The 13,494-nt window shown below is 67.6% G+C and carries 12 protein-coding genes; 4 read left to right on the top strand and 8 right to left on the bottom strand.

Annotation, left to right across the window (positions count from 1 at the left end; genetic code table 11):
- The first annotated feature begins 32 nt into the window (after positions 1-32).
- The 3 genes from BN1701_RS30460 to BN1701_RS30445 all read left to right on the top strand — a co-directional run bounded on the left by BN1701_RS30460 (position 33) and on the right by BN1701_RS30445 (position 2,654).
- On the top strand, positions 33-917 hold the full coding sequence (locus tag BN1701_RS30460) for a helix-turn-helix transcriptional regulator (protein WP_054054534.1): 885 nt from the start codon (positions 33-35) through the stop codon (positions 915-917).
- Positions 918-965: 48 nt separating this feature from the next.
- Positions 966-1,418 carry a hypothetical protein gene (locus BN1701_RS30455; protein WP_054054532.1) on the top strand — a complete coding sequence of 151 codons (453 nt, stop codon included), beginning with the start codon at positions 966-968 and terminating at the stop codon, positions 1,416-1,418.
- Between the two features lie 552 nt (positions 1,419-1,970).
- A complete protein-coding gene (locus tag BN1701_RS30445) occupies positions 1,971-2,654 on the top strand; it encodes an alpha/beta fold hydrolase (RefSeq protein WP_054054528.1) in 684 nt (227 codons plus the stop codon).
- Positions 2,655-2,769: 115 nt separating this feature from the next.
- Here the strand turns inward: BN1701_RS30445 and BN1701_RS30440 are convergent, their stop codons facing one another.
- Complete coding sequence (locus BN1701_RS30440; RefSeq protein WP_054054526.1) at positions 2,770-3,462, bottom strand: uracil-DNA glycosylase; 693 nt, start codon at positions 3,460-3,462, stop codon at positions 2,770-2,772.
- 44 nt (positions 3,463-3,506) lie between these two features.
- Between BN1701_RS30440 and BN1701_RS30435 the strand changes: the two genes are divergently transcribed.
- Positions 3,507-4,967, top strand: coding sequence for a S10 family peptidase (locus BN1701_RS30435; protein ID WP_054054524.1), 1,461 nt, complete (start codon positions 3,507-3,509; stop codon positions 4,965-4,967).
- A gap of 42 nt (positions 4,968-5,009) precedes the next feature.
- On the opposite strand, the gene BN1701_RS30430 is transcribed toward BN1701_RS30435, so the two are convergent.
- The 7 genes from BN1701_RS30430 to BN1701_RS30400 form a co-directional block, all read right to left on the bottom strand.
- Positions 5,010-5,816, bottom strand: a complete 807-nt coding sequence (locus tag BN1701_RS30430) for a siderophore-interacting protein (protein WP_054054522.1) — start codon at positions 5,814-5,816, stop codon at positions 5,010-5,012.
- Between the two features lie 88 nt (positions 5,817-5,904).
- A complete protein-coding gene (locus tag BN1701_RS30425; protein ID WP_054054519.1) occupies positions 5,905-7,659 on the bottom strand; it encodes a S8 family serine peptidase in 1,755 nt (584 codons plus the stop codon).
- A gap of 22 nt (positions 7,660-7,681) precedes the next feature.
- Positions 7,682-8,680: an ABC transporter ATP-binding protein gene (locus BN1701_RS30420; protein WP_054054517.1), complete on the bottom strand. Its 999-nt coding sequence runs from the start codon at positions 8,678-8,680 to the stop codon at positions 7,682-7,684.
- Positions 8,673-9,707: an ABC transporter ATP-binding protein gene (locus BN1701_RS30415; RefSeq protein ID WP_054054516.1), complete on the bottom strand. Its 1,035-nt coding sequence runs from the start codon at positions 9,705-9,707 to the stop codon at positions 8,673-8,675. The genes BN1701_RS30420 and BN1701_RS30415 overlap by 8 nt, the downstream gene beginning before the upstream one ends.
- Positions 9,708-9,713: 6 nt before the next feature.
- The gene (locus BN1701_RS30410) at positions 9,714-10,658 is read right to left on the bottom strand and encodes an ABC transporter permease (protein WP_054054514.1); all 945 of its coding nucleotides are present in this window, start codon (positions 10,656-10,658) and stop codon (positions 9,714-9,716) included.
- Positions 10,651-11,577 carry an ABC transporter permease gene (locus tag BN1701_RS30405; RefSeq protein WP_054054511.1) on the bottom strand — a complete coding sequence of 309 codons (927 nt, stop codon included), beginning with the start codon at positions 11,575-11,577 and terminating at the stop codon, positions 10,651-10,653. The genes BN1701_RS30410 and BN1701_RS30405 overlap by 8 nt, the downstream gene beginning before the upstream one ends.
- Positions 11,578-11,647: 70 nt before the next feature.
- Positions 11,648-13,312, bottom strand: a complete 1,665-nt coding sequence (locus BN1701_RS30400; protein ID WP_157368297.1) for an ABC transporter substrate-binding protein — start codon at positions 13,310-13,312, stop codon at positions 11,648-11,650.
- Between the last annotated feature and the right edge of the window lie 182 nt (positions 13,313-13,494).

Here is a 13,494-nt window from a genome sequence, read left to right as displayed (position 1 = left end):
GGAGTAATAGTTGGCCGACGAGAGGAAGGACCATGACCCGACCTTATGACCCCGATCTGCTCGACAGCCTTGTGCGCCGAAAGCTGCGGGGCTACCGCGAGAAAGCGGGCATGACGCAGCTCCAGGCCGCGCTGGCGATGGACTGGTCGGTGTCGAAGATGATCAGGATCGAGCAGGCGACGGTGGGCCTCACCACCGCCGACCTCAAGGCCACACTCGCCGCCTACGGCGTCACCGACGCCGCCGAATTGGCGAAGATGATCGCGATGGCGAAACAGAGCCGCGCGCAGCCGTGGCACGCGCCCTACGCCGAGGTCATCGGCCAGCCGTTCCGGCGGATGCTCGCCTACGAGAGCGCGGCCACCCACATCCGCGAGTTCGATCCGCTGTTCATCCCGGGCCTGTTCCAGACCGAGGACTACGCGCGGGCCACCGTCGAGACCGTCCACCAGGACAGGGCCAAGGTCGAGCTCGCCGTCTCGGCCCGGCTCCAACGGCAGCGCGAGGTACTCGGCGATGGCAAGCCGAAGATCACCACGATTCTCGACGAGGCCGCGATCCGGCGCGTCGTCGGCGGCCCGGCCGCGATGGCGCGGCAGCTCGGCCACCTGATCGACACGGCCGCGGATCCCGACGTGACCCTGCTGGTCGTGCCGTTCGCCAAGGGCGCGCACATCGGTATGGCGGGCCCGTTCATGCTGCTCGACCTCGAACCGGAGATCGGGATCGAGACGGTCCTGTTCGTGGAGAACCTCGGCCGCGACTACGTGACCAACGACGACTCGCAGACCGTTTCGGAGTACTGGGACCGCTTTTTCGCCATCGAGAAGCTCACGCTGTCCGAGTCGGACTCGCTGGGCCTGCTCAAGCTCGTGTACGACGACATCGCCCGTCAGGGCCGGACAGCCGGGCGGTGACCGGCGCTTCGATCTTGGTGCGCACCGGCCCGACTTGTGGAGCAGAGCATGACGCAGGCGCGTCCCCCCGAGTTCTCCGACCCCATAGGTGCCGCTCAGTGGCGGCCACCCGACACCCGAACAGGAGCGGTCCCCACGGTCAGGTCGCAGCCGCCCGCCGACTCGGCGGACGAGGAGCCAAGCGCCGCGCTCACGCAGCGGCCACCCCAGGAGCAGCCGGTCACCGCGCCGCCGAAGACCACCAGCCGAGGCAGCGGCATACTCGCCCAACTGATCCTCTGGCACCAGTTGATGTCGGAGGACAACGCGGGCTGGGTCCGGAAGACGGCGGCGCTGACGGCGCTGCTGATCGCCGTGGTCTTCGCGCTGGGCATCCTGGCGCTAGTAGGAGTGTCCGTGTTCATGATCGTGGCCCGGAACAGCATGGGCGCCTGGGTCGCGGTCCCGGTGGCGGTGTGCACCTTCGGAGGCACGGTTCTCGCCATGAAGAGGCGGAAGTAGCGCGGGACCGTCCTTTTCCCGGATGGCGAGTGTGAATTTCGACCATCCCACTCCCGCCGCGACCGACAAACCGATCGCGACCGCGAAAAGGACGGCCAACCAAGCTGTCCCGGACAGGTGGAACAGATCCGCGAGCGCGATCCCGCCTGCGACGGACACAAAACCGACCGCCACACTGAAGGCGGCGGGCGCCATCACCCTTCGGACGCGTTGCGCGTTCATCTTCCCAATTCCTGACCTCGACGCCGTCGAATACCGCTGATCGAGAGCAGATCGTCTCGACCACCTTACTGTCCGACGCTATCGGTGTTAGTCCCTCAAACGGATCTAGTTCGACCAGATTTCACCAGGGTTCGATCACATCAGGTGATCCGTCCAAGCCCAACCCGCCCTAAGTTGATCTTGCACCATGCCGCCCCGGCCCCAACGACCAGGTCCGACACCACCACCGTCGCCGGTCCCGCGACCCGTGTTACTCCATTCGAGAGTGGTCATCCGATCGGCGTAGCCCGATCAGCGCGACCCCCGATGGCGACCTCCACAGTGAGCACTATGGATCTGGGTAGTGTCGATCGTGTGCTGCTTCCCAACGGCGTCCGCCTGAACTGCGCCCGCTCCGGCTCCGGCGCGCCCGCTGTCCTGCTCCACGGCCTCGGCCACGACACGACGACCTGGGACCCGGTGCCGCTGCCGGTACACCGACACGCGTTCGACCTGCGGGGGCACGGCCGGTCCGACCGGACGCCGACGTACTCGCTGGAACTGATGGCCGACGACGTGATCCACGCGCTGACGCTGCTCGGACTGGACCGGCCGCTGGTGATCGGCCACTCGATGGGCGCGGTAGTCGCTTCCCTCGTGGCCGCCGAACGGCCGGACCTGGTGGGTGATCTGGTGCTGGAGGAACCCCGGCCCCCGGTGCCCGCCGACCCGCCCGCCGCCTCAATGCCGAACCCGGAGGACGAGACCCTGCCCTACGACTGGCGGGTCGTGCGCGACATTCGCGTGCAGATCGACAACCCCGCACCGAACCGGCGGGAGGCGCTGTCGGCGATCACGGCCCGCACGCTGGTGATCGCGGGCGGCCCGACCAGCCAGATTCCTCAGGACGCGCTGGCCGAGTACGCGGGAATGATCAAGGACAGCACTCTTGTCACGATCGACGCGGGCCACACACCGCACCGAGACGCGTCCGACGAGTTCTTGGCCGTCGTAACCGAGTGGCTCAGCAGTTAGTGGCTCTCCGTTCCACGTTTTACACCGTTCCGCGACACATGGAACTGCTGTTTTCGCGGAACAGGTCGGCGACAACGCCTGCGTCCCGCGTCGGGGTGTAGGCAGCCTGCCGACGTCAGATCAAGCCCGCCGCTACGGCCGCGCGAACGAGTACGTCCCGCAGCATCGGCTGCGTCAGCTTTCCGGTGAAGGTGTTCTGCTGGCTCACGTGGTAGCTCCCCAACAGCAACAACCCGGGTCCCCCATCCACCGCCGCCACCGAGTACCCCACCCCGTGCCCGAACCGAGGCCGCCCCACCTCCCAGAACCGACCCAACACCGGCAGTGCCGCCTGCCAGCCGAAAGCCCCGAGGACGACCACCGCCCGCAAAGTCGGCCGGAGCAACTCAAGTTCCTGCGACAGCCACGGCCTGCACGTGTCCCGTTCCAGCGGCGTCGGCTTGTTGGCCGGGGGCGCGCACTTCACCGGGGCCGTGATCCGCACCCCGTACAGCTCCAGCCCGTCGTCCGCCGACACCGAGGTGGGCTGGGAGGCCAGGCCGACCGCGTGCAGTGCGGCGTAAAGGAAGTCGCCGGAGCGGTCGCCGGTGAACATGCGGCCGGTGCGGTTGGCGCCGTGGGCGGCGGGGGCCAGGCCGATGATGGCGACCCTCGCGGTGGGTGGGCCGAAGCCGGGAACCGGTCTGCCCCAGTATTCCTCGTCGCGGAAGGCCGCGCGTTTGACTCTGGCGACCTCCTCACGCCAGGCGACGAGGCGGGGGCAGGCTCGACATTCACTTACCGCGCGATCGAGTTCGTCTATTGTCATCGGTTTCCGCCAAGTGCCGCGGGGGCAGGCCGTAGGGTCGGCGCATGGACGCAACCGCCGACGGGCCCACGACCCCTGAGCCCACCGACGACCTGGTCACCACGTCGCACACGCTGACAGTACGCAAGCGGAAGCTGGCCTACACCGCCACGACGGGCAGGCTCGTGCTGCGCAAGGAGGTGGTCACCGACGGCACCTTCGACGGGCACGTCCCCAAAGCGGAGGTCTTCGTCACCGCCTACACCCTCGACGGCGCCGACCCGGCCACCCGCCCGGTCACCTTCGCCTTCAACGGCGGGCCGGGGTCGTCGAGCATCTGGCTGCACCTTGGGGTATTCGGTCCCCGCCGGGTAGTGAGTGGCGACGCGGGCGCGCTGACGCCGCCGCCCTATGGGCTGGCGGACAACCAGGAGACCCTGCTGACCCACAGCGACCTGGTCTTCATCGACCCGGTGTCGACCGGGTTCTCCCGCGCGGTGAAGGGCGAGAAGCCCGGCGACCACCACGGCTTCCAGGCCGACCTCGAGTCCGTCGGCGAGGTCATCCGGCTGTGGACCACGCGCAACGGCCGGTGGGTGTCGCCGAAGTTCCTGGCGGGCGAGTCCTACGGCACCACCCGGGCGGGCGGCCTGGCCGAGCACCTGCAGTCCAGGCACGGGATGTACCTCAACGGGCTGATCCTGATCTCGTCGGTGCTCGACTTCTCCACACTCATCTTCGCCGAGGGCAACGACCTGCCCTACGCGCTCTACCTGCCGACCTACGCCGCGATCGCCCACCACCACGGCCTGCACGGCGACCGTCCGCTCGACGAGGTCCTGGCCGAGGCCGAGGAGTTCGCCACCCGCGACTACCCGTGGGCGCTGCACCAGGGCTCCCGACTGTCCACTGAGGACCGTGCGGCAGCGGTGGCCAAGGTGGCCGCGCTGTCGGGGCTGTCCGAGGAGTACGTCGACCGGGTCGACCTGCGCATCGAGCACACCCGGTTCTTCGTCGAGCTGCTGCGCCACCGCAAGCAGACCGTGGGCAGGCTCGACGGCCGCTTCACCGGCTGGGACGCCGACTACGGCCACGAGCAGCTGCGCGAGGACCCGTCGATGTCGGCGATCATGGGCGCGTACACGGCCGGGATCAACCACTATCTGCACACCGAACTGGCCTACCGCAAGGACTTGCCGTACGAGGTGCTGAGCCTGTCGGTGAACAAGGACTGGTCGTTCAAGGAGTTCGAGAACTCCCACGTGACCGTCGCCGACAAGCTCGCCGGGGTGATGCGGGCCAACCCGCACCTGAAGATCCACGTCGCCTCCGGCTACACCGACGGCGCCACCCCGTACTTCGCCACCGAGCACACCCTGGCCCATCTGGCGGTGCCCGCCGAGCTGCGAGCGAACATCGAGGTCGTCTACTACCCGGCCGGGCACATGATGTACGTCCATGAACCGTCGCGGGTACAGCAGTCCAAGGACATCGCCGAGTTCGTCAAGCGCGCGTCGAACCGCTGACGACGTGGGGCGGGCCACCACTTGGGAAGCCCGCCCGCGAAGTCAGCTCGACGCGGCGCGGCCGACCTTCCAGTAGCCGGTGAAGGTCACGTCCGCCTTGGGGACGTCCCGGTCGTTCACCAGGTGCCTGCGCAAGCCGGTCGCCAACTGCGATTCCCCAGCGACGAAGGCATAGCAGGGCCCGATCGGCAACGTCGCCTCCCGCACCGCGCGCAGCGCCAGCTTCCCCGGTCGCGCCTGGTGGTCGTGCCGGACGAGCCAGTGGATCTTGGCGCCATCCGGGGCGTCGACCAGCTGGGCGTCGTCGGCGTGCGGGATCTCGATGAACGCCTCGACCCTCGCGTCGCGGGGCAGCGAGCGCAGGATGCCCAGCACCGCTGGCAGCGCACTCTCGTCGCCCGCCAGCAAGTGCCAGCGCGATCCCGCCCGCGGGTGGTAGCTCGGACCTTCATCGAGCAGCCCGACCCGCGTGCCCACGGTCGCCGAGGTCGCCCACGCGCAAGCAGGCGCGTCGTCGCCGTGGCAGGCGAAGTCGATGTCGATCTCCGGGTCGTCACCGTGGCGGCCGTCGCCCGCGGCGCGGTAGTCGCGCACCGTGTAGTTGCGGGCCAGCGGCCGGATCTCCTTGGCCATCAAGAGGTATTGCGCGTACCAGAGGGCGCTCCCGCGGGTCGGCAACCGCAGCTCGTCCTGCCCTTGCCTGGGCATGAACAGGCGAAACCACTGATCGAACCCACGGGGCGCGAAGTGTTCGAGGTCGGGTCCGCCGATCGTCACCCGCATGAACGTCGGGCTCACCCGGCTGCTGCCGAGCACGCTCGCGGTGAGGATCTGCCGCTCGTCGGTCATGGGAGTTAGGTTAGCATCACCTAACTCCACGGTGTCCAGAGACAGCAGCGGCCCCTTCCGGAGAAGGGGCCGCCGTCGCGAAAGGGACTTACTTGAGGAACTTCTTGCCGTTGGTGACCGCCGCGTACGCGTCGACCACGCCGTGACCGTAGAAGTTGTTGAACGCGGCGCTGCCCTCACAGGTGGCGTTGAACTCCGCCGGGCGACCGACGAGGGTGTAGTCCACCGTGCGCGGCGACGGGCAGGACTTGTCGAACGCGGTTCCCTCAAGCACCCGCTCCACCTTGTCCGGGGCCAGCGACACCGATCCGTGCGAGTACTTGCCGTACTGCGACACGATCAGCGCGGCGACACCGCTGGCGTGCGGGGACGCCATCGAGGTGCCCTGCAGGAACTGGTAGTAGCCGCAGATGCCGTCGGACTTGCACGCCTTCTGCACGCCCAGCGCCACGCCGTCCGGAGTGACGTTGCCCGCCTCGTCGATCGCGCCTTCGGTCAGCGCGACGTTCTTGGGGTACGACGACAGGATCAGGTTGCCGTTGGTGCGGTAGGTCGGAGTGCCGAGACCGTCGCGGAACCACCCACCGGGAGCCGAGACCGAGATCCGCTCGAAGCCGTAGTTCGAGTAGTCGGCCTTGCCCAGCGACGGGCCGAGCGCGCTGACGCCGAGGGCGTGCGGGCCCTCGATCGGCATCGAGAGGCAGTCGGCGTTGTCGATGGTGCGGGTGTGCTCGGTGCCCGCCGGGAAGTCCGGGCTGGTGGCGTCGGGCAGCGGCTTGCCCAGGTCCTGGTGCTGGTTGCCCAGCGACACGATCTGGGTGACGCCCTTGCGGTAGGCGTAGTTCATCGCCCGGGTGATCGCCTTGATGATCACCTTCTGCTCGGCCTGCTGCTCGGGGGTGTCCGCCGCGTTGCTCTTGCAGTTGTAGAGCCACGGGTCGACGTAGAACGACATGTTGACCACGTCGAGGCCCGCGTCGCCGGAGTAGGTCATGGCGTCGACGACCGGCTGGAGGAAGAAGTAGCCGGAGTCCTGGCCGCCGCGGATGTTGACGATGGAGACGCCAGGGGCGACACCGGAGATGCCGAAGCCGTCGGCCGCGGCGGCGATGGTGCCCGCCACGTGCGTGCCGTGGCCGCCGTTGTCCACGTCGGCCGGGTCGACACAGCCCGCGTACTCACACGGGCCGTCGACGACCTGGCCGAGGTCGTCGTTGACGATGTCGTGGGTGAAATTGCGCGACAGGACGTGGTCGAAGTTCGGCGCGATGTCCGGGTGGCTGCCGTCGACGCCGGTGTCGAGGACACCGACCTTGACCCGGCGGTCACCGGCCTGCGTGGTGCGGGCCATGTGTGAACGGACGGCGGTCAGGCCCCACAGCTGGCTGTCGAGCGGGTCCATGCCCGCGGCGGTGTTGCCGTGCTTGCCGTTGCCGTTGTTACCGGCCTTGTTCTCCTTCTCGACGTCCTTGACCTTCTCCTTGGTCGCCTTCGCGTCCGGGGACTGGCCGATGGACTTCACCCGCGCCGCGCCGTCGACGGACTTGTCGCCCGACAGCCGGGCGGTGAACCCGTTCTCCGGCGCCGTGGCCGTGACGAGGCCGACCGCCTTGTTGCTGGTCACCACGGTGCCACCGGCCGAGCGGACGGCGGCCTCGACGGCCTCCGTGCTCGCGCCGTCAGCGGCGAGGACATTGAACTCGACGGTCTTCCCGGACAGCTCCTGGGCAGCGGTCGCCGACGGGACGGCGACCCAGGCCAGGGATACGACCAGGGGTGCCGCGAGCGCTGCCACGAGCGTCTTGCGTCGCTTCACGCGTTCTCCTTCTCGACTTTTCGACATTTCCCTGAGGTCGGCCGCGACATCAGGGAACGACCGACTTCTCCTCGGCGAAGTGACAGGCGCTGGGGTGCGCCGCCACCCTGGTCTTGAGTTCCGGAACCTCCTCGGCGCAGATCTCCTGCGCCTTCCAGCAGCGGGTGCGGAACCGGCAGCCCGATGGCGGGTCCACCGGGCTCGGCACGTCACCCTCAAGCCGGATCACCTGGCGCTGTCCCCGCAGTTCGGGGTCCGGCACCGGCACCGCGGAGAGCAGCGCCTGGGTGTACGGGTGCGTCGGGTGCTCGTAGATCTCCTGCTCGGAGCCGATCTCGACGACCTTGCCCAGGTACATCACCGCGACCCGGTTCGACAGGTGGCGGACCACCGACAGGTCGTGGGCGATGAACAGGTAGGACAGTCCGAACTCGGTCTGCAGGTCGCCGAGCAGGTTCATCACCTGCGCCTGGATCGAGACGTCCAAAGCGGACACCGGCTCGTCGCAGACGATCACCTTCGGCCGCAGCGCGAGCGCGCGGGCGATGCCGATGCGCTGGCGCTGGCCGCCGGAGAACTGGTGCGGGTAGCGGTTGATGTGCTCGGGGTTGAGCCCGACCACGTCGAGCAGCTCCCGCACCTTCTTGGCCCGCGACCCCTTCGGCGCCACGTCGGTGTGGATCTCGAAAGGCTCACCGACGATGTCGCCGACGGTCATGCGCGGGTTGAGCGAGGTGTACGGGTCCTGCAGCACGATCTGGATGTCGCGCCGCAGCTTGCGCAGCTCCGGGCCCTTCATCTTGAACATGTCCCGGCCCTCGAACGTGGCCGTGCCCGAAGTCGGCGGCTCCAGGCGCATCAGCACCTGGGCCAGGGTCGACTTGCCGCAGCCGGACTCGCCCACGACGCCGAGGGTCTCGCCGCGCTTGAGGTCGAACGAAACGCCGTCGACCGCGCGGACGTGGCCGACCGTGCGCTTGAAGAGCACGCCGACCTTCACCGGGAAGTGCTTGACCAGGTCACGCACCTCGATAATTGACTCAGTCACCGGCGATCAGCTCCTCGGCGAAGTGGCAGGCGCTCATCCGGCCGGGCACGAGCCGGTGCTGCTCGGGCACGTCGGTCTTGCAGACGTCCTGGACCATGGGACAGCGCGGGTGGAACGGGCAGCCGCTGGGGATGCGCAGCAGGCTCGGCGGCAGACCCTTGATGGTGGCCAGTTCCTGACCGCGCTGGTCGAGCCGGGGCAGCGATTCGAGCAGGCCCTTGGTGTAGGGATGCCCCGGCCTGCGGTAGAGCGCAGGCGCGTCGGACTGCTCGACGATGCGGCCCGCGTACATCACCGCGATCCGGTCGGCGACCTCGGCGACCACGCCGAGGTCGTGGGTGATCAGGATCAGGCCCATGTTCCGCTCGACCTGGATCTCCTTGAGCAGGTCCATGATCTGGGCCTGCACGGTGACGTCCAGTGCGGTGGTGGGCTCGTCGGCGATGAGCATCTCCGGGTCCAGCGCCAGCGACATCGCGATCATCGCGCGCTGCCGCATGCCGCCGGAGAACTCGTGCGGGTACTGCCGCACGCGCCCCTTGGCGTTGGGGATCTTCACCTGGTCGAGCAGTTCGATGGCCCGCTTGCGAGCGTCCTTCTTGGACATCCCGCGGCGCAGGCGCAGCTGCTCCTCGATCTGGAAGCCGACGGTGAAAACCGGGTTGAGCGCGGACAGGGCGTCCTGGAAGATCATGGCGATGCCCGACGCCCGCACCTCCCGCCGCCGCTTGGGTGTGGCGGTCAGCAGCTCCTCGCCGTGGAACTTGACCGAGCCGCCGGTGATGAAGCCGGGCGGCATGTCGAGGATGCCCATGATGGTCTGCGCGGTGACGCTCTTGCCGGAGCCGGACTCGCCGAGCACGGCGAGGGTCTCGCCAGCCTCGACGTGGTAGCTCACGCCGTTGAGCACCTTGGCGACGCCGTCGCGGGTGCGGAACTCGACGTAGAGGTCCTCCACCTGCAGCAGCGGGGCACTCGGATCGACCTCGTGGGCGTCCTGAGTGGACTCTGTTGTGTTCGCGGACATTCCGCCTTACCTCATCTTCGGGTCCAGCGCTTCGCGCACGGCGTCGCCGAGCATCACGAAGGCCAGCACGGTCGCGGTCAGGAATGCCGCCGGGAACAGCAGGATGTGCGGCGAGACCCGGATCCAGTCGCGGGCGTCGGCGATCATGACGCCCCACGACACGACCGGGGAACGCAGGCCCAGTCCCAGGAACGACAGCGTCGCCTCGGCGCCGATGAACGCGCCGAGCGCGATCGTGGCGTAGACGAGGACGGGCGCGATCGCGTTGGGCAGCATGTGTCGCAGGATGATCCGCGACGAGCTGGCGCCGAGCGCCCTCGCGGCCTTGACGTAGTCCTGGTTCTTGGCGGTGATCGCGGCCGACCGCATGATGCGCATGCAGACCGGCCAGGACAGCACCGAGATCGACAGGATCACCAGGAACATGATCTGCGCGACGTTCTGCGTGCCCGTGGTGCTCAGGCTCGACAGGATCACGATGGCGCCGAGCACGAACGGCAGGCCGAAGAACACGTCGGCGATACGGGACATGAGCCCGTCCAGCCAGCCGCCGTAGAAGCCGGCGAGCAGCCCGAGCGTGCCACCGATCAGCACCGTCGCCATCGTCGCGCACACCCCGACGATGATCGATGCCCGCGCGCCGTAGATGACCCGCGCGAAGATGTCCGATCCCTGGGTGTCATAGCCGAACCAGGCCTGCGCCGACGGTGGCTGGCGGCTGTTCTGCAGGTCGGCCGCCGTCGGGTCCACCGAGGTGAACAGGCTCGGCCACGCGGCCATGAGCAGGATGAAAAGAATCAGCGCACCCGAGACCAGGAACAGCGGCCGCCTGCGCAGGTCGTGCCAGGCGTCCGAGGCGAGGCTGCGGGGCTTGTTCGACTCGACGTGTTCCGCGGCGGTGACGAAGTCCTCCGCCGGGGCCACCGTCGAGGCAGCACTCGGGTCAGTCATAGCGAATCCTTGGGTCGAGAACGGCGTAGAGCATGTCCACCAGAAGGTTCGACAGCAGGTAGACGACGACCAGCAGCGCGACCACACCGGTCACGATGACGCCGTCCTTGGCGATGATTCCCCGGTAGACGAGGTTGCCGATGCCCTTGATGTCGAAGATGCCTTCGGTGACGATCGCGCCGCCCATGAGGGAGCCGAGGTCGGTGCCGAGGAAGGTGAGGACGGGGATCGCGGAGTTGCGCAGCAGGTGCACGCCGACCACCCGGCTCTGCGGCAGGCCCTTGGCCACCGCGGTCCGCACGAAGTCGGCGCGCTTGTTCTCGGCGATCGATGTCCGGGTCAACCGGGTCACGTACGCCATCGACAGGCTGCCGAGCACGAAACCAGGCGCGATCAGCTCGATCCACGGCGCCTTGGCCGACACCGTCGGCTTGATCCAGCCGAGTTCGAGACCGAAGCTGATCTGGATGACGAAGCCGGTGACGAACACGGGCAGCGAGATCAGGAACAGGGTCGACACCAGGGTCAGGTTGTCGAGGAAGCCCCGACCGCGCAGACCGGTGAGGATGCCCGCGGTGAGGCCGATGATGGCCTCGATGATCAGCGCGACCACGGCGAGCTTGATCGTGTTCGGGTAGGCGTTGCCGATCAGGGTGCCGACATCCTGCAGGCGGAAGTTCTGGCCGAAGTCACCCTGGATCAGGTTGAGCATGTACTTGCCGTACTGCACGACCAGCGGGTCGTTGAGGTTGAACTTGTCCTGCATCATCGCCACGTAGGCGTCGGGGCAGGGGCGGTCGCCGCACTTACCGGCGAACGGGTCGCCGGGCAGGCTCCAGACCAGCCAGTAGATGAGGAATGTGGTCCCGATGAACACCGGGATGAGTTGAAGTAGCCGGCGCAGGACATAACGTCCCATGAGAGTTCTCCTAACCTGACTCCGGGCCGGGGTGCGGGATCGCCGCACCCCGGCCCGGAGTGATCACTGGCTACTTCTTGACCGTCACCGTGGTGAGGTCGAGTTCACGCAGCGAGCTCAGGCGCGCGTTGTCGATCCGCTCCGACCAGCCGTACTGGGCGGTCTGGTTCCACAGCGGGATCGCGGGCATGTCCTCAGCGAGGATGCGCTCGCCCTCCTGGTACAGCTTGTTCGCCTCTTCCACGGTGGGAGCGGCGTCGGCGCGAACCAGGATCTCGTCCAGCGTCTTGTTGGAGTAGTCGCCGTCGTTGGACGACGCACCGGTGCGGTAGAGCTGGTTCATGAAGTTCTCGATCGACGGGTAGTCCGCGATCCAGCCCGCACGGTAGATGGCGGAGACCTGCTTGCCGTTGATCTTCTGGCGGGTCTCGGCGAACGTCGCGATCGGGGTGTAGGTGCACTCCAGACCCAGGGCGTTCTTGATGCTGTTGCAGGTGGCGGTCATCCACTCCTTGTGACCGCCATCGGCGTTGGTGGTCAAGTCGATCGTGCCCTTGAAGCCGGACTTGGCCAGGTGCTCCTTGGCCTTCTCCGGGTTGTAGGTGCACAGATCGCCACACTGGCCCTTGATGTAGCCGGGGACCGCCGGGTTGACCCAGCCGTCGGCCGGGATGCGGGTGCCTTCGAAGATCTTGTCGGTGATCGACTTGCGGTCGATCGCCAGCGAGACGGCCTTGCGCAGGTCGACGTTCTGCCACTGCGGCTGGTAGAGCGGGAAGGCCAGGACCTGGTTGCCCATGTACGGCGTGGAGCCGTTGCGGTCCTTGAGGTCGGCCTTGTACTTGCCACCCGCGATGCCGGAGGCCGGGACGGTGTCGAGGAAGTCAAGCTCACCGGCGACGGTCGCGGTGTAGGCGGCCTCGTTGGTCTCGAAGATCTTGAAGACCAGGTCCTTGAACTTCGGCTTGCCCTCGCCCTTGAACTCGTCGTACCGGGTCAGGGTGATGTCGGCGTTCGGCGTCCGGGAGACGAACTTGAACGGGCCGTTGCCGATCGGCTTGGCCTCGAACGCCTTCTGGTCGGTGAAGAAGGAGTTCGGCAGCGGGTAGAACGGGTTGTAGCCGAACTTCAGCGGGAACACCGAGAAGGACGCGGCCAGGGTGATCTCGAAGGTCGAGTCATCGATGACCTTCAGGCCCTTCATGGTCTTGCTGGCGGGCTCAGGAGCCGCCTGCGGGCCGGACGCGCCGTCCGGGTCCGAGGTGTGGACGTCCTTGTAGCCGTCGACCTGCTCGAAGAAGCTCGCGCCCTGCTGCCCGTTGGGGCTGTAGGCGGTGTAGTTCCAGGCGTCGACGTAGCTCTTGGCCGTGACGTCGGTGCCGTCGTGGAACTTCCAGCCCGACTTGAGCTTGACCGTGAAGACCTTGGAGTCCTTGGTCTCGATCTTCTCGGCGTGGGCGTTCTTAGACTCGCCCGTGACCGCGTCGTACTCGGTCAGACCGGTCCACAGGGCGCGGACAACCTTGCTGCCGCCTGCTTCGGTCGTGTTGCCGGGGATCAGGGGGTTCTCGGGCTCAGTGCCGAACGCGCTCAGCTTGCCGTTCGGGTCGCCTGCGTCACCGCTGCCACCCGGGGTACCGCTGTTCGAGTTGTCACCGCCGCCAGCACAGCCCGCGATCGTGAGCGCGAGTGCAAGGGGCATCACCGACGCTGCTATCCAGCGTGGTTTGCGCATGGGTCTCCTCCCAGGCTCGGGTTCGACGTGCTTTGGGGCTGTCCGCCATTCGGCTCCGTCGTCACGAAGCGGTACCGCCCGCTCCGAAAGTGAGTGGAAGTTAACCGGAGGGGCGAATCGACCGGCGCTCTTAGACGTCACAAACGAGTCACAATCGACCCATGTTCATCCATTTGGGGGAT

Origin of the sequence: Alloactinosynnema sp. L-07, assembly GCF_900070365.1 — a bacterium.
GTDB lineage: Bacteria > Actinomycetota > Actinomycetes > Mycobacteriales > Pseudonocardiaceae > Actinokineospora.
This window is presented reverse-complemented; position numbering and strand designations above follow the sequence as displayed.